Annotated in this window: 20 protein-coding genes; 15 read left to right on the top strand and 5 right to left on the bottom strand. The window is 61.8% G+C overall.

Annotated features, from left to right (window positions below):
• Positions 1 to 410 precede the first annotated feature (410 nt).
• The 3 genes from BLT00_RS19540 to BLT00_RS19530 all read left to right on the top strand — a co-directional run bounded on the left by BLT00_RS19540 (position 411) and on the right by BLT00_RS19530 (position 4,182).
• The gene (locus BLT00_RS19540) at positions 411 to 1,862 is read left to right on the top strand and encodes an alanine/glycine:cation symporter family protein (protein WP_063323556.1); all 1,452 of its coding nucleotides are present in this window, start codon (positions 411 to 413) and stop codon (positions 1,860 to 1,862) included.
• 135 nt (positions 1,863 to 1,997) lie between these two features.
• Entirely contained in the window at positions 1,998 to 3,002 is a 1,005-nt protein-coding gene (locus BLT00_RS19535) for an asparaginase (RefSeq protein ID WP_092148750.1), read from the top strand.
• 187 nt (positions 3,003 to 3,189) lie between these two features.
• A complete protein-coding gene (locus BLT00_RS19530) occupies positions 3,190 to 4,182 on the top strand; it encodes an AraC family transcriptional regulator (RefSeq protein WP_092148753.1) in 993 nt (330 codons plus the stop codon).
• 203 nt (positions 4,183 to 4,385) lie between these two features.
• Here the strand turns inward: BLT00_RS19530 and BLT00_RS19525 are convergent, their stop codons facing one another.
• Positions 4,386 to 5,036 (bottom strand): HAD family hydrolase, encoded by a 651-nt coding sequence (locus BLT00_RS19525; protein WP_092148756.1) that lies wholly within the window; start codon positions 5,034 to 5,036, stop codon positions 4,386 to 4,388.
• 88 nt (positions 5,037 to 5,124) lie between these two features.
• Positions 5,125 to 5,670 (bottom strand): gamma carbonic anhydrase family protein, encoded by a 546-nt coding sequence (locus BLT00_RS19520; protein ID WP_092148759.1) that lies wholly within the window; start codon positions 5,668 to 5,670, stop codon positions 5,125 to 5,127.
• A 99-nt stretch (positions 5,671 to 5,769) separates the two neighbouring features.
• Here BLT00_RS19520 and prlC point away from each other — a divergent pair, with 99 nt between their 5' ends.
• The 3 genes from prlC to BLT00_RS19505 all read left to right on the top strand — a co-directional run bounded on the left by prlC (position 5,770) and on the right by BLT00_RS19505 (position 10,263).
• Positions 5,770 to 7,821, top strand: a complete 2,052-nt coding sequence (gene prlC / locus BLT00_RS19515) for an oligopeptidase A (protein ID WP_092148956.1) — start codon at positions 5,770 to 5,772, stop codon at positions 7,819 to 7,821.
• Positions 7,818 to 8,096 carry a YheV family putative zinc ribbon protein gene (locus BLT00_RS19510; protein WP_092148762.1) on the top strand — a complete coding sequence of 93 codons (279 nt, stop codon included), beginning with the start codon at positions 7,818 to 7,820 and terminating at the stop codon, positions 8,094 to 8,096. The genes prlC and BLT00_RS19510 overlap by 4 nt, the downstream gene beginning before the upstream one ends.
• 115 nt (positions 8,097 to 8,211) lie before the next feature.
• Positions 8,212 to 10,263 carry a M3 family metallopeptidase gene (locus tag BLT00_RS19505; protein ID WP_092148765.1) on the top strand — a complete coding sequence of 684 codons (2,052 nt, stop codon included), beginning with the start codon at positions 8,212 to 8,214 and terminating at the stop codon, positions 10,261 to 10,263.
• Here the strand turns inward: BLT00_RS19505 and BLT00_RS19500 are convergent.
• Positions 10,205 to 10,885, bottom strand: coding sequence for a phosphatase domain-containing protein (locus BLT00_RS19500; RefSeq protein ID WP_092148768.1), 681 nt, complete (start codon positions 10,883 to 10,885; stop codon positions 10,205 to 10,207). The two genes, BLT00_RS19505 and BLT00_RS19500, sit on opposite strands and share 59 nt — an antisense overlap.
• Before the next feature lie 186 nt (positions 10,886 to 11,071).
• Here BLT00_RS19500 and BLT00_RS19495 point away from each other — a divergent pair, with 186 nt between their 5' ends.
• The 3 genes from BLT00_RS19495 to BLT00_RS19485 all read left to right on the top strand — a co-directional run bounded on the left by BLT00_RS19495 (position 11,072) and on the right by BLT00_RS19485 (position 14,670).
• The gene (locus BLT00_RS19495; RefSeq protein WP_063323563.1) at positions 11,072 to 12,130 is read left to right on the top strand and encodes a PA0069 family radical SAM protein; all 1,059 of its coding nucleotides are present in this window, start codon (positions 11,072 to 11,074) and stop codon (positions 12,128 to 12,130) included.
• 193 nt (positions 12,131 to 12,323) lie between these two features.
• Positions 12,324 to 13,055 (top strand): carbonic anhydrase, encoded by a 732-nt coding sequence (locus BLT00_RS19490; RefSeq protein WP_063323564.1) that lies wholly within the window; start codon positions 12,324 to 12,326, stop codon positions 13,053 to 13,055.
• A gap of 88 nt (positions 13,056 to 13,143) precedes the next feature.
• The gene (locus tag BLT00_RS19485) at positions 13,144 to 14,670 is read left to right on the top strand and encodes a SulP family inorganic anion transporter (protein ID WP_063323565.1); all 1,527 of its coding nucleotides are present in this window, start codon (positions 13,144 to 13,146) and stop codon (positions 14,668 to 14,670) included.
• 162 nt (positions 14,671 to 14,832) lie between these two features.
• On the opposite strand, the gene BLT00_RS19480 is transcribed toward BLT00_RS19485, so the two are convergent.
• On the bottom strand, positions 14,833 to 15,483 hold the full coding sequence (locus tag BLT00_RS19480; protein WP_092148771.1) for a hypothetical protein: 651 nt from the start codon (positions 15,481 to 15,483) through the stop codon (positions 14,833 to 14,835).
• Positions 15,484 to 15,856: 373 nt separating this feature from the next.
• On the opposite strand from BLT00_RS19480, the gene coxB reads away from it, so the two are divergent.
• From coxB to BLT00_RS19460, 4 genes are all read left to right on the top strand, one after another.
• Positions 15,857 to 16,984 (top strand): cytochrome c oxidase subunit II, encoded by a 1,128-nt coding sequence (gene coxB, locus BLT00_RS19475; RefSeq protein ID WP_053126998.1) that lies wholly within the window; start codon positions 15,857 to 15,859, stop codon positions 16,982 to 16,984.
• Between the two features lie 82 nt (positions 16,985 to 17,066).
• A complete protein-coding gene (ctaD, locus tag BLT00_RS19470; protein WP_063323567.1) occupies positions 17,067 to 18,659 on the top strand; it encodes a cytochrome c oxidase subunit I in 1,593 nt (530 codons plus the stop codon).
• Positions 18,660 to 18,776: 117 nt separating this feature from the next.
• Complete coding sequence (locus BLT00_RS19465; protein ID WP_092148774.1) at positions 18,777 to 19,328, top strand: cytochrome c oxidase assembly protein; 552 nt, start codon at positions 18,777 to 18,779, stop codon at positions 19,326 to 19,328.
• Positions 19,329 to 19,352: 24 nt separating this feature from the next.
• Positions 19,353 to 20,240: a cytochrome c oxidase subunit 3 gene (locus BLT00_RS19460; protein ID WP_063323569.1), complete on the top strand. Its 888-nt coding sequence runs from the start codon at positions 19,353 to 19,355 to the stop codon at positions 20,238 to 20,240.
• An 8-nt stretch (positions 20,241 to 20,248) separates the two neighbouring features.
• Here BLT00_RS19460 and BLT00_RS19455 read toward each other — a convergent pair whose 3' ends face one another.
• On the bottom strand, positions 20,249 to 20,452 hold the full coding sequence (locus BLT00_RS19455) for a twin transmembrane helix small protein (RefSeq protein WP_014335867.1): 204 nt from the start codon (positions 20,450 to 20,452) through the stop codon (positions 20,249 to 20,251).
• 70 nt (positions 20,453 to 20,522) lie between these two features.
• Here BLT00_RS19455 and BLT00_RS19450 point away from each other — a divergent pair, with 70 nt between their 5' ends.
• Both BLT00_RS19450 and BLT00_RS19445 read left to right on the top strand, forming a co-directional pair.
• Positions 20,523 to 21,260 carry an SURF1 family protein gene (locus BLT00_RS19450; RefSeq protein ID WP_092148777.1) on the top strand — a complete coding sequence of 246 codons (738 nt, stop codon included), beginning with the start codon at positions 20,523 to 20,525 and terminating at the stop codon, positions 21,258 to 21,260.
• Positions 21,226 to 21,819 carry a hypothetical protein gene (locus tag BLT00_RS19445; protein ID WP_063325192.1) on the top strand — a complete coding sequence of 198 codons (594 nt, stop codon included), beginning with the start codon at positions 21,226 to 21,228 and terminating at the stop codon, positions 21,817 to 21,819. Before BLT00_RS19450 ends, BLT00_RS19445 begins: the two co-directional genes overlap by 35 nt.
• Positions 21,820 to 21,821 lie beyond the last annotated feature (2 nt).

Below are 21,821 nucleotides of genomic sequence, written 5' to 3'. Positions count from 1 at the left end.
CTTTTTTTAATTGATAGCAGCAAAGGATGACTGAACCTGTGGGAAGGAACCTACTCGCGATAAACGACGACGCGCTGCCCGTTGTAAACCGCGTCGCCAGCCAACGCGAGCAGGCTCGTTCCCACAAGAACCTGACCGAAAGGCCAGGTGTTTCAAAGGGTTCGTTTCGTCGGACGCACCACAACTGTGCAGACGGGCACCGCACTGATAGGTATAGTGCCGCCCCTCTTCGCATGAGCGGTCGTCTGCAGCGAGATCCTTAAACATGCGAAAACCGAACTAATAACAAACCCGCGAAAATGGACCGGGACGAAACATCGCCTCACCTGTTGTGCCGCGCGCCGACCGATGTAACGCGATATTTCCAAATGGCCAGCATTTGCTTAAACAAAAAACAGCGAGGAATACTCATGCTTGAAGTCATCAACGACTTCCTCTCAGGGAAAGTGCTGATCGTGCTCATTGTCGGGCTCGGAAGCTACTTCACGATCCGCTCGCGTTTCGTCCAGTTCCGTCATTTCTTTCATATGTTCACGGTGTTCCGTGACAGCCTGAAAAGCAGCACTGACCAGCTCAGTTCCTTCCAGGCCCTGATGCTCAGCCTGGCCGGTCGTGTCGGCGCGGGCAACATCGCCGGTGTCGGTATCGCCGTAACCCTCGGCGGTCCTGGTGCGGTGTTCTGGATGTGGGTGACCGCGCTGGTCGGCATGTCCAGCAGCTTCTTCGAATGCTCCCTCGGCCAGCTCTACAAGCGCTGCGACTCCGAAGGCCAGTTCCGCGGCGGCCCGTCCTATTACATCCAGCACGGCCTGCAGAAGCGCTGGTTGGGCATGATCATGGCGTTCCTGCTGCTGGTTACCTTCGGCTTCGCCTTCAACGGCCTGCAAGCCCATGCCGTCACCCATTCGCTGAACAACGCCTTCGGCTTCGACACCACCTACACCGGCCTGGGCCTGGCGGTGCTGCTGGGCCTGGTGTTCATTGGCGGGATCAAGCGTATCGCCAAGGTCGCCGACCTGCTGGTACCGGTCAAGACCCTGGCGTACATCGCCGTGACCATCTACGTGATCGTGCTGCAATTCGACCACGTACCGGCCATGCTGGCGACTATCGTCAAGAGCGCCTTCGGCCTGGACCAGGCCTTTGGCGGCCTGATCGGCAGTGCCATCGTCATGGGCGTCAAGCGTGGCGTGTTCGCCAACGAAGCCGGCCTGGGCAGTGCGCCTAACGTCGCTGCTGTCGCGTCGGTCGAACACCCGGTTGCCCAGGGTGTGGTACAGGCGTTCAGCGTGTTCCTGGACACCTTCGTGATCTGCACCTGCACCGCGCTGCTGATCCTGCTGTCGGGCTTCTACACCCCAGGTTTCGAAGGCGATGGCATTGCCCTGACCCAGAACTCCCTGGCGGCCGTCGTGGGTGACTGGGGCCGGATGTTCATCTCTGTAGCCCTGGCGCTGTTCGTCTTCACCTCGATCCTCTACAACTACTATCTGGGCGAGAACAACCTGCGCTTCATGCTGGGTGAAAACCGCAAGGCCCTGATCGCCTACCGCGCACTGGTCCTGGTCCTGATTTTCTGGGGCGCCATCGAAAACCTCAGCACCGTGTTCGCCTTCGCCGACATCACCATGACCCTGCTGGCGTTCGTGAACCTGATCGCGCTGTTCCTGCTGTTCAAGGTCGGCATGCGCATCCTGCGTGACTACGATGACCAGCGTTCGGCCGGCATCAAGACTCCTGTGTTCGATTCCAGCAAGTTCCCGGACCTGGATCTGGACCGCAAGGCTTGGCCTGCCAGCCCCTCGGCGCCGGTTGCCAAACCTGACGCCGCTGTTGCTGGCGCGACCGCAGCGCAACGCTGATCGGTAAAAGCTGTTTGTAAAAACCGGACGCATCCCCTGCGTCCGGCGTGACACAGCCTAAGGTCGGCGTCATGCTCGACCTTATGTTGTGGCAGCTAACCCACGCTGCCGTTTTCGTCCTCGGAGAACAACCCCATGAATGGCTCGACCTACCCTGCCGCCCAGCACGTCATGGTGCTCTACACCGGCGGCACCATCGGCATGCAAGCCAGCGCCCACGGCCTGGCCCCGGCATCCGGTTTCGAAGCGCGGATGCGCGATTACCTGCACAGCCAACCTGAACTCGTCGTCCCGCAATGGCGCTTCCGGGAAATGTCGCCGCTGATCGATAGCGCCAACATGACACCGGCCTACTGGCAGCAACTGCGCGAAGCGGTGGTCGATGCCGTGGATGTGCAGGGCTGCGACAGCGTACTGATCCTGCATGGCACCGACACCCTGGCCTACAGCGCCGCGGCGATGAGTTTCCAACTGCTGGGCCTGCATGCGCGGGTCTGCTTCACCGGCTCCATGCTGCCTGCCGGCGTGACCGACAGTGACGCCTGGGAAAACCTCAGCGGTGCGCTGGTCGCTCTCGGCCAAGGCCTGGCGCCGGGTGTGCATCTGTACTTCCATGGTGAACTGCTGGCGCCAACCCGTTGCGCGAAAGTGCGCAGCTTTGGTCGTCACCCGTTCAAGCGCCTCGAACGCCAGGGCGGCGGCCTCAAAGCCTCCTCGCTGCCGGCGCAGCTGAATTACAACCAGCCCAAGCAACTGGCGAACATCGCGGCGCTACCGCTGTTTCCCGGCATCAGCGCCGAGATCCTGGACGGCCTGCTGGGCAGCGGCATCCAGGGCCTGGTGCTGGAATGCTACGGCAGCGGCACCGGGCCGAGCGACAACCCGGCCTTCCTCGCCAGCCTCGAGCGGGCGCGGGACAGCGGTGTGGTCATCGTGGCGGTGACCCAATGCCATGAAGGGGGCGTCGAGCTGGACGTTTACGAGGCTGGCAGTCGCTTGCGTGGCGTTGGCGTACTGTCCGGCGGCGGCATGACCCGTGAAGCCGCGTTCGGCAAGTTGCAGGCATTGATTGGCGCCGGTCTGCCCGTGGAAGAGGTGCGACGGTTGGTTGAGCTGGACCTGTGTGGCGAACTCGCCTGACCCAGGCTCCGCACTAACCTGTGGCGAGGGAGCTTGCTCCCGCTGGAGCGCGAAGCGCTCCCAATGATCAGCGGTCGCTGCGCGCCCGAGCGGGAGCAAGCTCCCTCGCCACAACTGCAGTGTCATAGCACAAAGCGTCCGGCACATAACTTGCTCCGTTTCCAGCTTCCCCAGGCTGGAAACGGACATGCTTCATTCCCACCTCACCACCCTCAACGCCGTCTCACTGGTACTGAGCACCTTTAAAAGCGAAGGCTTGCCCAGTGATGCCTTGTTGGCCGGCAGCGGCATCAGCGCGGCGGACCTGAGCCGGGCCGATACGCGCATCACCACCAACCAGGAGATGCAGGTCTGCGCCAACGCCGTGGCCCTCAAGCGCGACATCGGCCTGGAGCTGGGCCTGCGCATGCACGTTTCGTCGTACGGCATGCTCGGCTATGCGCTGCTGACCAGTGCCACCTTAGGTGACGCCTTGCGCCTGGCACTGCGCTATCCGGCGCTATTGGGAACACTCTTCGAACTGAACCTGGACGATGACGGCCAGTACGTCTGGTTCAGCGCCAGCGATTATCGGGAGAATCCGGCCCTGGCGGTGTTCAATGCCGAGTTCTGCATGGTTTCGCTGAGGGTCATCTGTAACGACCTCCTTGGTCATGCACTGCCCTTGCGTGCGGCACGCTTCGAACATCCGGCGCCCGATTACCAGGCGCGCTACGCCGAGCTCTTCATGTGCCCGGTGCGCTTCGACAGCGTCGATAACGCGTTCGCCTTCGAGCGTCACTGGCTCGACCAACCCTTGCCCCTGGCCGACTCCGTCACCCATCACGCCATGGCCGAACGTTGCCGCCGGCAGAACACCGAATTCACCGGACGCCAGGCCTGGCTGGGACGGATCCGCCAGTTGCTCGACGCCCAACTGAACGCCGCCCCCGGGCTGGAAGGCCTGGCCGAACAAATGAACTGCTCGGCACGCACCTTGCGACGCCACCTCAAGGACCTGGGCTGCAGCTACCAGGAACTGCTGGACGAACTGCGCTTCGAACGGGCCAAGCAGATGCTCTGCGAGGATCAATTGCCGATCTATCGAATCGCCGAACGACTGGGCTTCAGCGAAACCGCCAGCTTCCGCCACGCCTTCGTGCGCTGGAGCGGCGTGGCGCCCAGCCAGTTCAGGCCTTGAACCGTTGCTTTCCAATACTTGGGGGGACCGGGATATGGCTAGTACCTGTGGCGAGGGAGCTTGCTCCCGCTGGACGGCGAAGCCGTCCCAAAGATGGTCAGCGCAGTCCCACGGACAAACCGCATCAGCCGAATTACGACGGCTGCGCCGCCGAGCGGGAGCAAGCTCCCTCGCCACAGATGGGTGTGCGCCTTGAGGCCCAGTCAGCCCCGCAAAAACGCCCGGTGCAATTCATCCACCGTCTGGAAATGATAAGCCGGACTCTCTGCACTCAACTCTTCACGGCTGCCAAACCCGTAACCGACCGCTGCCGCATCCAGGCCATTGCTGCGGGCGCCGATCAGGTCGTGTTTGCGGTCGCCGATCATCAGGGTGCTGGCCGGGTCGAGGCCTTCTTCGGCCAGCAGGTGGGCGATCAGCTCGATTTTGTTGGTGCGGGTGCCGTCCAGTTCACTGCCGTAGATCACCTTGAAGTGCCGGGCGAAGTCGAAGTGGCGGGCGATTTCCCGGGCGAAGACCCAGGGTTTGGAGGTGGCGATGTACAACTGGCGCCCTTGGTCGCCCAGGGTTTCCAGCAGTGGCATCACGCCGTCGAAGACGCGATTTTCGTATAGGCCAGTGACCTTGAAGCGCTCGCGATAGAAATTCACCGCCTCCCAGGCCTTCGCTTCGTCGAAGTCGTAAAACTGCATGAAGGCCTGCAACAGCGGTGGACCGATGAAATGCTCGAGGCGGCTCAGGTCGGGCTCGTCGATGCCCAGCTTGCTCAAGGCGAACTGGATCGAACGGGTGATGCCTTCGCGGGGGTCGGTGAGGGTGCCGTCAAGGTCGAAGAGTACAGTCTGGTAATGCATTGCAGTTCCTGGGAGTAATGGGGCTGCTGCGCAGCCCAGCGGGAGCAAGCTCCCTCGCCACGATGAATAGAAGTGGCAGGCGAACCCGTCAGGCCTGGTCGTAGCCTTCAGCCAGATGCAGGTCCTTGAGCTTCACGTAGTTCGCCGCGCTGTAAGTGAAGAAAGCGCGCTCCTTGTCCGTCAGCGGCCTGGCCTGCTTCACCGGGCTGCCCACATATAAAAAGCCGCTTTCCAGACGTTTGCCCGGCGGCACCAGGCTGCCGGCACCGATGATCACATCATCTTCGACCACCGCGCCGTCCATGACGATGCTGCCCATGCCGATCAGGATCCGGCTGCCCACGGAGCAACCATGGAGCATGACTTTGTGGGCGATGGTCACGTCGTCGCCGATCAGCAACGGGAAGCCCTCGGGATTGAACGGCCCGGCGTGGGTGATGTGCAGCACGCAGCCATCCTGGACGCTGGTACGCGCACCGATACGGATGCGGTGCATGTCGCCGCGAATGACCGTCAGCGGCCAGACGGAGCTGTCTTCGCCGATTTCGACGTCGCCGATCACCACCGCGGTGCTGTCGACAAAAGCGCCACGGGCTAACTGCGGGCTGTGATTCTGGTACGTGCGAAGGGTCACGATAGGCTCTCTCTTTGTTACTGATAGGTGCTGCTAGCTGCGGTGAACGTCGATTGTAATTAAGATGGGCCCATGTTTCTTCCAGCCAAGGTGTCAACCGTGAGCGTGAACAACCCTCTTTTGCAATCCTATGACCTGCCGCCATTCTCGGCGATCCGTGCCGAGCACGTGCAACCGGCCATCGAGCAGATCCTGGCTGACAACCGTGCCGCCATCGCTGAAATTCTCAAGACCCAGGGCAGCCAGCCTACCTGGGCCGGCCTGGTATTGGCGATGGACGAACTCAATGATCGCCTGGGCGCCGCCTGGAGCCCGGTCAGTCATTTGAACGCCGTGCGCAACAGCCCGGAACTGCGCGAAGCCTACGAGGCCTGCCTGCCGGCACTGAGTGCCTACTCCACCGAGCTGGGCCAGAACCGCGAGCTGTTCCAGGCCTTCGAAGCCCTGGCGAGCAGCCCTGAAGCCGCAGGTTTCGACGTGGCGCAGAAAACCATCCTGGAACATTCCCTGCGTGACTTCCGCCTGTCGGGTATCGACCTGCCACCGGAGCAGCAGAAGCGTTACGCCGAGGTGCAGAGCAAACTGTCCGAGCTGGGCAGCCGCTTCTCCAATCAACTGCTGGACGCGACCCAGGCCTGGACCAAGCACGTCACTGACGAAGCCGCCCTCGCTGGCCTGACCGATTCGGCCAAGGCGCAAATGGCCGCCGCTGCCCAGGCCAAGGAGCTGGACGGCTGGCTGATCAACCTGGAATTCCCCAGCTATTACGCAGTGATGACCTACGCCGAAGACCGCGCCCTGCGCGAAGAAGTCTACGCCGCCTACTGCACCCGCGCCTCCGACCAGGGCCCGAACGCCGGCCAGAACGACAACGGCCCGGTGATGGAACAGATCCTCGACCTGCGCCAGGAACTGGCCCAATTGCTCGGCTTCGCCAACTTCGCCGAGTTGAGCCTGGCGACCAAGATGGCCGAGTCCAGCGACCAGGTCCTCAGTTTCCTGCGCGACCTGGCCAAGCGCAGCAAGCCGTTCGCGGCCCTGGACCTGGAACAGCTCAAGGCTTTTGCCGCCGAACAGGGCTGCCCTGACCTGCAAAGCTGGGACAGCGGCTTCTACGGTGAAAAACTGCGCCAGCAGCGTTACAGCGTGGCCCAGGAAGCCCTGCGCGCCTACTTCCCGATCGACAAGGTCCTGAGCGGTCTGTTCGCCATCGTCCAGCGTCTGTACGGCATCGAGATCGCCGAACTGAAAGGCTTCGACAGCTGGCACCCGGACGTGCGCCTGTTCGAAATCAAGGAAAACGGCCAGCACGTCGGCCGCTTCTTCTTCGACCTCTACGCCCGCGCCAACAAGCGTGGCGGCGCCTGGATGGATGGCGCCCGCGACCGTCGTCGCACCTTCGAAGGCGTCCTGCAGAGCCCGGTGGCCAACCTGGTGTGCAACTTCACCCCGGCCGACAGTGGCAAACCGGCGCTGTTGACCCACGATGAAGTCACCACCCTGTTCCACGAGTTCGGCCACGGCCTGCACCATTTGCTGACCCGCGTCGAACATGCCGGCGTGTCCGGCATCAACGGCGTGGCCTGGGATGCGGTGGAGTTGCCAAGCCAGTTCATGGAGAACTGGTGCTGGGAACCCGAAGGCCTGGCGCTGATTTCCGGCCACTACGAAACCGGCGAACCGTTGCCCCAGGACCTGCTGGAAAAAATGCTCGCGGCAAAAAACTTCCAGTCCGGCCTGATGATGGTTCGCCAACTGGAGTTCTCGCTGTTCGACTTCGAGCTGCACGCCACTCACGGTGACGGCCGCAGCGTGGCGCAAGTGCTCGAAGGCGTGCGCGACGAGGTGTCGGTCATGCGTCCGCCGGCCTACAACCGTTTCCCCAACAGCTTCGCCCACATCTTCGCTGGCGGTTACGCGGCGGGCTATTACAGCTACAAGTGGGCGGAAGTGCTATCAGCCGACGCGTTCTCCAAGTTCGAAGAGGACGGCGTGCTCAACGCCGACACCGGTCGCGCCTTCCGCGAGGCGATCCTGGCCCGTGGCGGTTCCCAGGAGCCGATGGTGCTGTTCGTCGACTTCCGTGGCCGTGAACCGTCGATTGACGCACTCTTGCGCCACAGCGGCCTGACCGAGGACGCGGCAGCATGAGTGAGGGACCTGTGATTACCAAGCGACGCTTTATCGCCGGGGCGGTCTGCCCGGCCTGCAGCGAGCCGGACAAATTGATGATGTGGAACGAAGACGGCGTACCGCACCGTGAATGTGTGGCCTGCGGTTATTCCGACACACTCAACGAGCAAGGCCTGTCGGTGCCCAAGGAGTTGGGCACCCGCGTGAACACGTCGGTGCTTAAAGCGCCGGACGCCAAGGTCCAGGCGGTGCAGTTTTTCCCCAACCCCAAGTTGAAGAAAAAAACCGACTGACATCTGCGGCATCACCTTCCGGGCCGCCCGGCCCGGAAGCGGTACATATATACCGCAGGGCTTACGGCCTTCCTGCCCAGACTTGTTCATCAAGTCCACTGACAGGAAGGCTTCCATGCCCCACGCTGACAACCCGCTGTTGCAGGCCTACGACCTGCCCCCTTTCGACCGAATCAAAGCCAGGCATTTCTCACCGGCCCTTGACCGGATCCTGGCCGAGAGCCGTGCCCAGGTCGCCCATATCATCAAGACCCAGGCAGCGTTTCCCACCTGGGATGACCTGGTGCTGGCCATGGATGAAATCCACACGCGATTGGAAGGTTTCGACGCCCTACTGGACCTTCTGGCCTCGGCCCGAAGCGGGGACGCATGGACGCAGGCTTCATTGGACTGCACGGCGCGGCTGCATGATTTCCAGCGCTGGCTGAGGCAGCATCCGGAACTGTTCCAACTCTATCAGCGCCTGGCAGACAGCCAGATCGCCCAGCATTTCGAACCGGCGCGCACACGCGTCCTGGAAAAAATCCTCCGACAATTTCGCCAGAACGGTCTGGCGCGCACGTCGCGACCCGACCTGGACGCCTTGAAGCGCCGCATCAAAGGGGCTCAACAACTGTTTCTGGAGAACCTGCACAAGGCCAATAACGCCTGGAGCAAAACCTTCGACGATGAAAGCGAGTTGAGCGGCCTGCCGTCGGCCTTCAAGCAGCAGATGGCCCGCCAGGCGCGCGAGGCTGGGCACACCGGATGGCGGCTGGTCCTCAGCGACGAGTCATTTGGCATCGTCACGGGCTACGCCGACAACCGCCTTTTGCGCCAAGCACTGTACGTGGCCTACAGCACCCGCGCATCGGACCAGGGGCCCCACGCCGGCCAGTTCGATAACGGCAAGGTTCTCCAACAATTGCTCGATGATCGACACCAGTACGCGACAGCACTCGGCTACGCGAATTTCGCCCAAATGGCGCTCGAGCCAGAACAAGCCGAATCGGCCGAGCAGGTCACGACATTCTTGCGCGGGCAACTCGCCCTGCACCAAAGCGCTTTTGCCAAAGACACCGAACAGCTCAAGGCCTTTGCCCGCCTGCATGGTTTCAGCGAGCTGCAACCTTGGGACTATCCGTACCTGACGGAAAAGCTTCGCCAGCAGGCGGCGGGAACCTCCCGACATGCGCTCAGTGCCTGGTTTCCCTTGGCGTCGACATTTGCACAACTGCTGCTGATCGCAACGGAGCTGTTCGGGGTGGATTTCATCGAGCGTCAGGACGTTGCCACCTGGCATCCGGAGGTGCGGCTTTTCGAAGTTCGTGAATGGGATCAGCTCATCGGCTACCTGTATTTCGATCCGTTCGACGACGCGAACCGCAACGGCTACCCCAATACCACCACCCTGCGAAACCGCTCCATCACCGCCGAAGGCCGGCCTCGGCACCCTGTCGCAATCCTGCATGGCTGGCTGCCGCGCGGCTCGGGTGCCCAGCCAGCCGTGCTCGACCACCTGCAGTTGCGCATTTTGTTTCATGAGTTCGGCCATTGCCTGCATCATCTGCTGACCCGGGCCGAGTACCGCGAGATTTCGGGCATCAGCGATCTATCCCGCGATACGTCCGAGTTTGCCGGCATGCTGTTGGAACAATGGTGCTTCTCCAAGCCATGCCTGGTCCGCGTGTCGAAGCACTACCAAACCGGTGCGGCGATGCCGGAGAAGGTCGCCGATCAACTGCTGACCTTCGCCAATACTCAGGCCAGTTGGGAAACTGCCTTGCTGTTGCGCAATGCGTTATTCGATATGGAGCTGCATCGGACCCACGGCGACGGGCGTAGCGTCCAGCAGGTGTTCGACCAGGTCAACGCGCACACGGGGCATTTGCCCTCGTTCGCGAACGAACGCTGGCCCAATGGCCTGGACTACATGGTGACCGGTTATGCGGCGAAGATTTACGCCTATGCCTGGTCGAAGGAATGGGCCCTCAGCGTGTTCGAGCGGTTCAAGCGCGACGGCCTGTTCAACCCGGCGACAGGCCGGGCGCTGCGCGAAACCGTGTTTGGTCCGGGCGACTCGCGGCCACTGTCCGAATCCATCGCCGCCTTTATCGGCCCATCGCCGGTCAATGCTCCGGCTGCAAAACCTGAGGATCGAGGTGTCGCGCCGTCGTCGTTGAATTGACCCAGCTTTCCAGGGAGCACAGGGCAAACACGCTGGTGCTGCAGTCGCCGTTCGCCAATGCCGTGCGAAGTTTTTCCACATCGGCCTGCATCATGTAGCGAACGCCATCCTTGAAGTGATGGCTGTCACCGAAGCCGCCCTCCGTCATTTCGTTCAGGGCGTCTTCTTTGCTCCAGCCCTGGACCACCACCCGGTACATGGCGGCCACCAGCCCGGTGCGATCCGAGCCGTGCTTGCAGTGCATCAGCACCGGCCCCTTGGCCTCGGCAGCCTGGACGGCGCGCAGGGCCCGGAGAATGTCACTGTCGTCGACATGGTTGGTGCGATAGGGCAACTGCACTTGCTCGATGCCGGGGGTGGACAGCCAGCGCTTATCCGACTCCGGCAGGAAGGTAATGACCGTGCCGATCCTGAGTTTGCCCAGCAGGGGCAAAGCCCCGCCGTCCGGCAAGGAACTGCGGTACAGCGTAGGGGACATCTGGTAAAGGTTGTAGTCCTTTTCCACTGGCCGGGCCCATTCAGCAGGCCTCGTCCCGGCGGCATCATCCGCCTGGACCGGGGATTCGACGAGTCCGACGAGCAAGGCCAGGCAGAGCAGTGAACGGGTACATAACTTGAACATGCAGGAGCGACCAGGAGCGAAAAGGTACGAGACGGCCAGTTTCGGCTCGCTCCGGTTAAAACCCCGTAAGGAGGATGTCAAAGTGTTGTGAATTGCGCACCGGGTGCCCATCGGGCTGCTGAATGGCACTGGCCTAAATGGAAGGCAGCGAATACTGTATGCACATACAGCTATTGGAGTATCGCCATGTCAGCCTCTCTGCCGCCGCGCGGTCGCGGCACCGCTGCCAACCCGCACAATCGCTTTGCCCCGAGCCGCTCGGTGACCGAGGACGACGGCTGGTATCAGGAAGTCCCGCCGACCCAGGGCACCGAAGTGCGCATCGAAATGGCCAAGACCATCATTACCCGCAACACCTCGTCCGATATCCCCTTCGACCGCTCGATCAACCCGTACCGAGGCTGCGAACACGGCTGCATCTACTGCTATGCGCGGCCCAGCCATGCCTATTGGGACATGTCGCCGGGGCTGGATTTCGAAACGAAGCTGATCGCCAAGAGCAATGCCGCCGATGTGCTCGAAGAGCAATTGTCCCGGCGCGGCTATCAATGCGCACCGATCGCGCTGGGATCCAACACCGATCCCTATCAGCCTATCGAGCGTGAACAACGGATCACCCGCCGGATTCTCGAGGTGCTGCTGCGCTATCGGCATCCGGTGACCATCGTCACCAAGGGTTCGCTGATCCTGCGCGACCTGGACCTGCTGACCGAGCTGGCGCAACAACGCCTGGTGCACGTGATGATCAGCCTCACCACCCTGGACGATGAGCTCAAGCGTATTCTCGAACCCCGCGCGGCAGCGCCCAAGGCGCGGCTGCGTGCGATCAAGGTCATGCGCGAGGCGGGTATTGCCGTGGGGGTGCTGTGTGCACCGATGATCCCGATGATCAATGACAGCGAGATCGAGAGCCTGCTGACCGAAGCCCACGCCGCCGGCGCGCAGAATGCCGCCTACGTCATGCTGCGCCTGCCGCTGGAAGTCGCGCCGCTGTTCGAGGATTGGTTGCAGGCGCACTACCCGCAGCGCGCCGCCCATGTGTTGAGCCTGGTCCGCCAGAGCCGCGGCGGCGAGTTGTATGACAGCCGCTTCGGTGCGCGGATGCGCGGTGAAGGCCCGTTCGCCGACCTGCTGGCCCAGCGTTTCGTCAAGGCACTCAAGCGCTTGGGGCTGGAGCGCCGTGACGGATACAATCTGGATTGCGATGCCTTCTGTCCGCCGGGCCGACAGATGTCTTTGATTTGATTAAAGTTGACCTTGGAACGGCTACTGGACATGAACTGCGCCAGTGTTTCGCCACCCCTGTAATCGTTGTCCTAGAGCCTTCGATTTCAGTTTGAGTTAAGTTTCGGCCGCTACCTTGTTCTTCGAGTGACTGACGGGTCGAACATGTCGACCTGGATGTTTTAGCCACTGGTTCCGTCAAAGAGGATGAATCATGAGTGACAAGGATAAACAGCCGTTGGCTGCGTCGGCTTCAGCCCAACCCGAGGCGGAAACCGCCGATGCAGCGCTGCAGCATATTGTTGACGGCTTTTTGCATTTCCATCACGAGATCTTTCCGCAACAGGAAGAGCTCTTCAAGAAACTCGCCACCGCCCAGAAACCCCGGGCGATGTTCATCACCTGCGCCGACTCGCGCATCGTGCCCGAGTTGATCACCCATAGCTCCCCCGGCGACCTGTTCGTGACCCGTAACGTCGGCAACGTCGTTCCACCTTATGGGCAAATGAACGGCGGCGTCTCCACCGCCATCGAATACGCCGTACTGGCCCTCGGCGTGCAGCACATCATTGTCTGCGGCCATTCCGATTGCGGCGCCATGCGTGCCGTGCTCAACCCGGACACCCTGGAAAAAATGCCCACGGTCAAGGCCTGGCTGCGCCACGCCGAAGTGGCCAAGACCATGGTCCACGACAACTGTCCGTGTGGCGACGAAAAACAGACCATGCCGATCCTCACCGAAGAGAACGTGATCGCACAGTTGCAGCATTTGCGAACGCATCCCTCGGTCGCATCGCGCATGGCCAATGGTCAGCTGTTCATCCATGGCTGGGTGTACAACATCGAGACCAGCGAGATCAAAGCCTATGACGCGGACCAGGGACGTTTCCTGCCGCTCGATGGCAGCCATCCGATACCGGTGGCGACGCCCAAAGCGCGCTTCTAACCACTCCTAAACTTGTGTGGTTCAAGCCTTGCCGCCATTTGCGCGGTAGGGCCTTGCCATGCCTGAAGAAAACTTCGGGAGAGTCGCCATGCGTGCTCAATTAAAAGCTGTTCTGCCACGGGAGCTATTGGCTTCGGTGGTGGTGTTTCTGGTGGCGCTGCCCTTGTGCATGGGCATTGCCATCGCGTCCGGCCTGCCACCGGCCAAAGGCCTGATCACCGGCATCATCGGTGGCCTGGTGGTGGGTTTCCTGGCAGGTTCCAAGCTGCAAGTCAGTGGCCCGGCCGCCGGGTTGGCGGTGTTGGTCTTCGAATTGGTGCGCCAGCATGGCGTGGCAATGCTCGGGCCGATCCTGTTGCTGGCCGGTCTGTTGCAATTGTTGGCCGGGCGCTTTCGCCTCGGCTGCTGGTTCCGGGTCACCGCGCCTGCGGTGGTGTACGGGATGCTGGCGGGTATCGGCGTGCTGATCGTATTGTCCCAGGTCCATGTGATGCTCGACGCCGCGCCCAAGCCGTCAGGGCTGGATAACCTCGCGGCGTTCCCGGCGGCGGTGGCCCAGGCCTTGCCGTCCTTCGGCTGGCAGGCCGGCTTGCTTGGTTTGTCGACGATTGCGGTGATGTGGTTGTGGGAGAAGTTTCGCCCTCACAGCCTGCGCTTCATTCCCGGCGCCTTGCTTGGGGTGGGCCTGGCGACCATCGCCAGCCTGCTGCTAGCCTTGCAGGTCAAACGGGTGGAAGTCCCGGAGAACCTCGCCGAAGCCATTGATTGGCTGCGCCCGGCGGACCTGCTGAACCTGGCCGACCCGACGCTGCTGATCGCCGCCTTCGCTGTCGCCTTCATTGCCAGCGCCGAAACCCTGCTGTCGGCAGCCGCCGTGGACCGTATGCACAGCGGTGACCGTGCGGACTTCGACCGCGAACTGTCGGCCCAAGGTATCGGCAACATGCTCTGCGGCCTGCTCGGCGCCCTGCCGATGACTGGGGTGATCGTGCGCAGCTCGGCCAACGTCCAAGCTGGGGCCACCACGAGGATGTCGACGATTTTCCACGGCCTGTGGTTGCTGCTGTTCGTGTTGTTGCTATCCAGCGTGCTGCAAAGCATTCCGGTGGCGAGCCTGGCGGGCGTGCTGGTGTACACCGGTTTCAAACTGGTGGACCTCAAGGCGTTTCGCGGCCTGGGCCGTTATGGCCGGATGCCGATGTTCGTTTACGCCGCGACGGCGTTGGCGATCATCTTCACCGACCTGCTGACTGGTGTGCTGATCGGCTTCGGCCTGACCCTGGCGAAACTGGCCTGGAAAGCCTCGCGCCTGAAAATCAGCCTGATCGACCTGCCCCAGGAAGGCGAAATGGAACTGCGACTGGTCGGAGCGGCGACCTTCCTCAAGGTGCCGGCGCTGACCCAGGTGCTGGGCAGCATACCGACAGGCGCGACCGTGCATGTGCCGCTCAATAACCTGAGCTACATCGATCACTCGTGCCTGGAGCTACTGGAAGAATGGGGCCGGGCGAATGCCAGCAAGGGTTCGAAGCTGCTGATCGAATCCCGCGGGCTCAAGCGCAGGTTGGAGGGGCGGTTGCGCACGACCGTGGGGGTTGGCGCGGCTTCTGCCTGACGCTCCCACAGGCAACCGCTCACTCAAGGTTTGCTTGATTCATTGTGGCGAGGGAGCTTGCTCCCGCTGGACTGCGCAGCAGGCCCATTTTTGTGAGTGCTTCGCACTCACGCGGGAGCAAGCTCCCTCGCCACGGGGGCCGCTATTTTCTTGAGTGGCCCATCAAGCCGCCGGCTGATCCAGCTCCAGCCCAACACCCAGACGACGGGACATGCACGGCCAGCGCTTCCAGGCCGCGCCGGTTTGCGGGCTGCTGAGCTTCTCGCGGTAGGTTTCTACCGACTCCAATGCAAACGTCTCGTCGTTGAGCATCTCATCGAACGTGTGATGGACCACTTCATCGAGTTGGTTGGCAAATGCCTCACCGATCAATTGGTGAGCGATCAGATTGGCGACCGTCATGTCCAAGGGGATCAATGGCTGGCCGAAATGCTTGATGTACAGGTCGTTGACCTCTTCGACGAACCGATGTGCCAGGTAGGCTTCGTCCAGAAGGCTGTCGAGCCCGACATGCCCGGCCATGATGGTCGGCGGCTGGAGGAAGTACTGTTCGGCAATCTTCAATACCGGTTTGATCTGCGACTCGATACCCGCCTCCCTGGCGACGTCATTGGCTGCATCCAGCAGGTCGGGTACTTCCTCAATGTAAGCGGCGACAAAACGCGCCAGGACGTCGTTGGCGTCCGCGTCCGGCAATTGAATGGCTCGGTGCAGGTTCGGCAGTTGGGCCGTCAACTGACGAGTCAAGAGGCCGGTTTCGGCCTCGTGTTGTTGGGCTTTTTGGATCTGCTCGCGCAATGCGGCGGTGTTCATGACAACTCCAGGAAACAAAGGCAATGAAATAGGGAAGACATAACTTAGCTGGCGCAAAAACACTCCTAAGACCTATTTTTCATAACTGTCGCTTCCTTGCTACGTCGCAGTTATATCGATTTGCCATCACTCAGGTTCGCATCCTTCTCCATTCGTGGGCTCTAGCGCAAGCCCCGGCTGTTTCAAACGATTTACGCCATCGCGTTGCGAGGTTGCAGGTGCTGTCTATACTCGGTTTGGAATGGAGTTAGCTGATGACACCCGATTGCATGTGCAGCAAGGCGCGGCGAGTCAATTAAGCAGTCTGAATAGCCGATCCCTTGCCGCAGGCTTTACGCCTACGGGATAACAAGAACGATAAGGGGAACCCGCAATGACGCGACATCCACACGTATGGATGGGCCTCCTGTTGTGGTCGATTTTCAGCCAGGCGCAAGCGGCCTGGACTGTGAATATGGCGCCTGGAGCGACACAGATCAGCAACGCAGTGTTCGACCTGCACATGACCATTTTCTGGATCTGTGTGGTCATCGGCATCATCGTCTTCGGCGCCATGTTCTGGTCGATGATGATGCACCGCCGCTCAACCGGCCAAAACGCCGCGCATTTCCACGAAAACACCCGCGTCGAAATCCTCTGGACCATCGTACCCTTCGTGATCCTGGTGCTGATGGCGATTCCTGCCACCGCCACCCTGATCAAGATGTACGACTCCAGTGAATCGGACATCGATATCCAGGTCACCGGCTATCAATGGAAGTGGCACTACAAGTACCTGGGCCAGGACGTCGAGTTCTTCAGCAACCTGGCCACCCCCGCCGAACAGATCCATAACCAGAGCGCCAAGGGCGAGCACTACCTGTTGGAGGTCGACAAGCCGCTGGTGCTGCCGGTCGATGCCAAGGTGCGCTTTTTGGTGACCTCCGCCGACGTGATCCACTCCTGGTGGGTGCCGGCCTTCGCGGTCAAGCGCGATGCGATCCCCGGGTTCGTCAACGAAGCCTGGACCCGCGTCGACAAGCCTGGGCTGTACCGCGGCCAGTGCGCCGAGTTGTGCGGCAAGGACCACGGTTTCATGCCGATCGTGGTGGAGGTCAAGAGCAAGCCCGACTACGAAAAATGGCTGGGCGAACGCAAGGCCGAAGCCGCGCAGCTTAAAGAATTGACCAGTAAGGAATGGACGCGCGAAGAACTCGTTGAGCGCGGCGACAAGGTCTACCACACCACCTGCGTGGCCTGTCACCAGGCCGAAGGCCAGGGCCTGCCGCCAATGTTCCCAGCACTCAAGGGCTCGAAAATCGCCACCGGGCCGATCAAGGATCACCTGAACATTGTCTTCCACGGCAAACCCGGCACCTCCATGGCCGCGTTCGGCAAACAGTTGTCGGAAGTCGATATCGCCGCGGTCGTGACCTATGAACGCAACGCCTGGGGCAACAACAAGGGCGACATGGTGACGCCCAAAGAAGTGCTGGAACTCAAACAGGCAGAAAGCCAATGAGCCGGCCTGACGTGTGTTCCCGCAACCGGTCGGGGCTCATTGCCCCGCGCCGTCCAGCCCACTCGTTCGAAGGAGACAGGACATGAGTGCTGTGATCGATGACCACGGTCATGCCGGCGCCGACCACGCCCACGGCCCCGCCAAGGGCCTGATGCGCTGGGTGCTGACCACCAACCACAAGGATATCGGCACGCTGTACCTGTGGTTCGCCTTCTCGATGTTCCTGCTGGGCGGCTCGTTCGCCATGGTGATCCGCGCCGAGTTGTTCCAGCCCGGCCTGCAGATCGTGCAGCCGGAATTCTTCAACCAGATGACCACCATGCACGGCCTGGTGATGGTCTTCGGTGCGGTGATGCCGGCGTTCGTCGGCCTTGCCAACTGGATGATCCCGCTGATGATCGGCGCGCCGGACATGGCCCTGCCACGGATGAACAACTTCAGCTTCTGGCTGTTGCCGGCGGCGTTCCTGATGCTGGTGTCGACGCTGTTCACCCCGGGGGGCGGGCCGAACTTCGGCTGGACCTTCTATGCGCCGCTGTCCACTACCTATGCGCCGGAAAGCGTAACGTTCTTCATCTTTGCCATCCACCTGATGGGCATCAGCTCGATCATGGGCGCGATCAACGTGATCGCCACCATCCTCAACCTGCGTGCCCCCGGCATGACCCTGATGAAGATGCCGCTGTTCGTCTGGACCTGGCTGATCACCGCGTTCCTGCTGATCGCGGTGATGCCGGTGCTGGCCGGCTGCGTGACGATGATGCTGATGGACATCCACTTCGGCACCAGCTTCTTCAGTGCCGCCGGTGGCGGTGACCCGGTGCTGTTCCAGCATGTGTTCTGGTTCTTCGGCCACCCCGAGGTATACATCATGATCCTGCCGGCCTTCGGCGCCGTCAGCTCGATCATTCCGGCCTTCTCGCGCAAACCGTTGTTCGGCTACACCTCGATGGTCTATGCCACGGCCGCCATCGCGTTCCTGTCGTTCATCGTCTGGGCGCACCACATGTTCGTGGTCGGCATTCCGCTGGTGGGCGAGCTGTTCTTCATGTACGCGACCCTGCTGATCGCCGTGCCCACCGGGGTGAAGGTGTTCAATTGGGCCAGCACCATGTGGCAAGGCTCTCTGACCTTCGAGACGCCGATGCTGTTTGCCGTCGCGTTCGTGATCCTGTTCTCCATCGGTGGTTTCTCCGGGCTGATGCTGGCCATCGCCCCGGCAGACTTCCAGTACCAGGACACCTACTTCGTGGTCGCGCACTTCCACTACGTGCTGGTGCCCGGCGCCATCTTCGGGATTTTCGCCTCGGCCTACTATTGGCTGCCGAAATGGACCGGCCATATGTACGACGAAACCCTCGGCAAGCTGCACTTCTGGCTGTCGTTCATCGGCATGAACCTGGCGTTCTTCCCGATGCACTTTGTCGGCCTGGCGGGCATGCCCCGGCGGATTCCTGACTACAACCTGCAGTTCGCCGACTTCAACATGGTCTCGTCCATCGGCGCCTTCATGTTCGGCACCACGCAGATCTTCTTCCTGTTCATCGTGATCAAGACCATCCGTGGCGGCGAGCCGGCACCGGCCAAGCCGTGGGATGGGGCCGAAGGGCTGGAGTGGAGCGTGCCGTCGCCGGCGCCGTATCACACCTTTACCACGCCGCCGGAAGTGAAATGAACACGGCAGCTTTTGTGGGAGCGAGCCTGCTCGCGACAGCGGTAGAACAGGCACACCGCTTCGCCTGCATCGCGAGCAGGCTCGCTCCCACAGGGTTCGGTGCAAGGAGCCGCGTCCATGGCTGATTCCATTTCGATGAAGAAACTGGTCACCCGCCTGTTGCTGGTGGTGGTGGCCATGTTCGTCTTCGGGTTTGCCCTGGTGCCGATCTACGACGTGATGTGCAAGGCGTTCGGCATCAACGGCAAGACCGCCGGGCAATACGAAGGCGAGCAGACCGTCGATGAGTCACGCCAGGTTCGCGTGCAGTTCCTGTCGACCAATTCGGTGGACATGCCCTGGGACTTCTACCCCAAGGGCGATCAGTTGGTGGTCCAGCCGGGGGCGGTGAACGAAATGGTGTTCGTCGCCCACAACCCCACCGACCGGCCGATGAGCGCCCAGGCGGTTCCGAGCATCGCGCCGAGCAACGCGGCGGCGTATTTCCACAAGACCGAGTGTTTTTGTTTTACCCAGCAAGTGCTGCAACCCGGCGAACGCATCGAAATGCCCATGCGCTTCATCGTCGACCGGGACATGCCCAAGGAAGTGAAGCACCTGACGCTGTCCTACACGCTGTTCGATATCACCGCTCGTCATCCACCGGTGGCTGTAAACACTGACCGATAGCGTGCCCGATAAGGAGAACAATAAATGGCAACTCACGAACACTATTACGTTCCGGCCCAGAGCAAATGGCCGATCATCGCCACGGTCGGGATGTTCGTCACGGTGTATGGCCTGGCCACCTGGTTCAACGACCTGAAGGCCGCCCGGCCGGATTCCCACGGGCCGCTGATCTTTTTCGTCGGTGGCCTGCTGCTGGCCTACATGCTGTTCGGCTGGTTCGGCGCGGTGATCAAGGAAAGCCGCGCCGGGCTCTACAGCGCCCAGCTCGACCGCTCGTTCCGCTGGGGCATGAGCTGGTTCATCTTTTCCGAAGTGATGTTCTTCATCGCGTTCTTCGGCGCCCTGTTCTATGTGCGCATGATCTCCGCGCCCGGCCTGGCGGGTGAAGGCACCAAGGGCCTGTCACACATGCTCTGGCCGAGCTTCGAGTTCGCCTGGCCGCTGCTCAACAACCCCGATCCGAAACTCTTCCCGGCGCCCAAGGACGTCATCAGCCCCTGGGGCTTGCCGCTGCTCAACACGGTGCTGCTGGTCAGCTCCAGCGTCACCGTCACCATCGCCCACCATGCCTTGAAAAAAGGCCATCGTGGCGCGCTGAAACTCTGGCTGGCGATCACCGTGCTGCTGGGTTGCGCCTTCCTGGGCTTCCAGGCCGAGGAATACATCCACGCTTATAAAGAGCTGGGCCTGACCCTGGGTTCCGGCGTCTACGGCGCGACCTTCTTCATGCTCACCGGTTTCCACGGCGCCCACGTCACCATCGGCACGATCATCCTGTTCGTCATGCTGATGCGCATCATGCGCGGGCACTTCGACAATGAGCACCAGTTCGGCTTCGAGGCGGCGAGCTGGTATTGGCACTTCGTCGATGTGGTGTGGATCGGCTTGTTCGTCTTCGTCTACGTGCTCTGAAACCAACGTTACCAGGGTGCGTGGGAGACCAACTGGCCGCTGAAAAAGCCCCAGGCGATCAAGCCGACGGTGGCGGCGGCCAGGCTGACCCGAATCGCCAGGGCGATGACCAGGCGATTGGAACTGCTGTCGTCCTTGACCAGAAAAAACAGACCACTGAACAGGCTGGCAATCGTGGCAATCAGCATCAGGACGATGGCTGCTTTTAGCATTAGGGACACTCCGGGGGGACGCGATGTACGTGAGTATAGCTATCCCGTTCGACGGCTTTCGGACGGCACCATGAAAGGCTTCCGGCCGGGCATCGTGCCGTCTTTGGTGGTGGCCGTGCTGGTGCCGGTGATGGTGTGCCTGGGGTTCTGGCAATTGAGCCGGGGCGAACAGAAGCGTGTGCTCATGGACACTTACGCCGAGCGCCGCGTGGCGCCGCCGATGGACAGCACCGAGCTGGCGCACACCACCGACCCGGCCTTTCGAGCGGTCATACTGCAGGGCCAGTTCGACGCCGAGCACAGCATCCTGCTGGATAACCGCCAACACGACGGCAAGGTCGGCGTGGAGTTGCTGCAACCGTTCCTCGACCACCGGACCGGGCTCTGGCTGCTGGTCAATCGCGGTTGGCTGCCCTGGCCGGACCGGCGTACCCCGCCGGTCTTCGACACGCCAGAACAATCCGTCAGCCTCCAGGCCTGGGTCTATGTCGCACCGGGCGCGACGTTCCAGCTTCACCCCGACCCGACGGGCGCCCCCTGGCCGCGCCTGGTCACCGCCATCGAGCCGGACAAGCTCTGGGCCGACCTGGGCCGCAACGGCTTCGCCTATGAAATGCGCCAACAAAACGGCCCCGGCGCCTACCGGACCGATTGGCCGGTGGTGGCCATGGGCCCGGAAAAACACCTCGGTTATGCCGTGCAGTGGTTCGCCATGGCGGCGGCGCTGTTCGGCCTTTTTCTTTATCTCGGATGGCACAACGCAGGGAGACACCATGGGAAGCACCATGAATCCAACCAACACGTCTGAGGCGCCCGCGGCACACAACCGTCGCAAGGGCCGCGTGCAATTGCTGCTGATCGTGCTCGGGGTGATCGGCCCGATGATCCTGGCCACCGGCATGTACAAGTTCCAGTTCTGGGTGCCCGACAGCCGCAGCTACCACGGCGAACTGATCGGCACCGGCCAGACCCGCGCCGAGATCGGGGTACAGGCCGATGAGCAACGCTGGCAGATTTTGGTCACGGCGCCACAGGAATGCTCGGTGGATTGCCGGCAACTGGTGTACCTGGCCCGACAAGTCCAGATCGGCCTGGGCCGCGAAGCCTCTCGCGCCAGCCATGCCCTGGCGGTGGCGCAACCATTGGACGCCGAGTACGACGCCCAACTGCAGCGCGAATACCCGCAATTGCAACGCTACCCACTGGACCTGCCGGCCTATCAGAAAGGCGCCCAGGGCTCCGGCGGCGCCCAACTATGGATCATCGACCCCCACAGCAACCTGGTGCTGCGCTACGACGCTCGGGTCAAGGGCAAGGACCTGCTCAACGACCTGCGCCACTTGCTGAAACTGTCGAACATCGGATGAGG

Source organism: Pseudomonas sp. NFACC51, assembly GCF_900103575.1.
Taxonomy (GTDB): Bacteria; Pseudomonadota; Gammaproteobacteria; order Pseudomonadales; family Pseudomonadaceae; genus Aquipseudomonas; species Aquipseudomonas fluorescens_Q.
Note: the sequence above shows the minus strand (reverse complement) of the source record. Positions and strands in the feature narration are given on the sequence as shown.

What these genes read in the sequence shown, in the direction of transcription:
- BLT00_RS19535 (WP_092148750.1), top strand. Translation starts at nt 1,998, where the DNA reads ATGAATGGCTCGACCTACCCTGCCGCCCAGCACGTCATGGTGCTCTAC.
- BLT00_RS19455 (WP_014335867.1), bottom strand. Translation starts at nt 20,452, where the DNA reads ATGCTAAAAGCAGCCATCGTCCTGATGCTGATTGCCACGATTGCCAGC.
- ctaD (WP_063323567.1), top strand. Translation starts at nt 17,067, where the DNA reads ATGAGTGCTGTGATCGATGACCACGGTCATGCCGGCGCCGACCACGCC.
- BLT00_RS19495 (WP_063323563.1), top strand. Translation starts at nt 11,072, where the DNA reads ATGTCAGCCTCTCTGCCGCCGCGCGGTCGCGGCACCGCTGCCAACCCG.
- BLT00_RS19505 (WP_092148765.1), top strand. Translation starts at nt 8,212, where the DNA reads ATGCCCCACGCTGACAACCCGCTGTTGCAGGCCTACGACCTGCCCCCT.
- BLT00_RS19445 (WP_063325192.1), top strand. Translation starts at nt 21,226, where the DNA reads ATGGGAAGCACCATGAATCCAACCAACACGTCTGAGGCGCCCGCGGCA.
- BLT00_RS19525 (WP_092148756.1), bottom strand. Translation starts at nt 5,036, where the DNA reads ATGCATTACCAGACTGTACTCTTCGACCTTGACGGCACCCTCACCGAC.
- coxB (WP_053126998.1), top strand. Translation starts at nt 15,857, where the DNA reads ATGACGCGACATCCACACGTATGGATGGGCCTCCTGTTGTGGTCGATT.
- BLT00_RS19500 (WP_092148768.1), bottom strand. Translation starts at nt 10,885, where the DNA reads ATGTTCAAGTTATGTACCCGTTCACTGCTCTGCCTGGCCTTGCTCGTC.
- BLT00_RS19480 (WP_092148771.1), bottom strand. Translation starts at nt 15,483, where the DNA reads ATGAACACCGCCGCATTGCGCGAGCAGATCCAAAAAGCCCAACAACAC.
- BLT00_RS19485 (WP_063323565.1), top strand. Translation starts at nt 13,144, where the DNA reads ATGCGTGCTCAATTAAAAGCTGTTCTGCCACGGGAGCTATTGGCTTCG.
- BLT00_RS19460 (WP_063323569.1), top strand. Translation starts at nt 19,353, where the DNA reads ATGGCAACTCACGAACACTATTACGTTCCGGCCCAGAGCAAATGGCCG.
- BLT00_RS19540 (WP_063323556.1), top strand. Translation starts at nt 411, where the DNA reads ATGCTTGAAGTCATCAACGACTTCCTCTCAGGGAAAGTGCTGATCGTG.
- BLT00_RS19450 (WP_092148777.1), top strand. Translation starts at nt 20,523, where the DNA reads ATGAAAGGCTTCCGGCCGGGCATCGTGCCGTCTTTGGTGGTGGCCGTG.
- BLT00_RS19465 (WP_092148774.1), top strand. Translation starts at nt 18,777, where the DNA reads ATGGCTGATTCCATTTCGATGAAGAAACTGGTCACCCGCCTGTTGCTG.
- BLT00_RS19510 (WP_092148762.1), top strand. Translation starts at nt 7,818, where the DNA reads ATGAGTGAGGGACCTGTGATTACCAAGCGACGCTTTATCGCCGGGGCG.
- BLT00_RS19530 (WP_092148753.1), top strand. Translation starts at nt 3,190, where the DNA reads ATGCTTCATTCCCACCTCACCACCCTCAACGCCGTCTCACTGGTACTG.
- BLT00_RS19490 (WP_063323564.1), top strand. Translation starts at nt 12,324, where the DNA reads ATGAGTGACAAGGATAAACAGCCGTTGGCTGCGTCGGCTTCAGCCCAA.